A 217-nucleotide genomic window follows, 5' to 3' on the forward strand; every position below is an offset into this window, starting at 1 on the left:
GCGACAATAGGAGGAGAAATTACCTGGGCTATCAAAACGTTTAATAGTGCCTGTTTCTAACATAATGGTCAGTGCTAACGTATTCCCAATCCCATCGATACTGGTTAGGTTTATAAACTCAGGGGAGAGCGATGTTTGTTGTAAAATAGCACTCTCTATTGCGTTGATTTGCTGTTGAGCACAGCGTATTAATGAAAGGTTAGAAATGACCGACAGT

Annotated in this window: 1 protein-coding gene; it reads right to left on the reverse strand. The window is 40.6% G+C overall.

The window, feature by feature from the left end:
- The coding region (locus tag ACFI4Z_RS19140) for a transposase (RefSeq protein ID WP_462671901.1) at positions 1-217 on the reverse strand (217 nt) is incomplete at both ends.

The sequence above is a fragment of the Pseudoalteromonas sp. RWi3 genome, assembly GCF_054960735.1.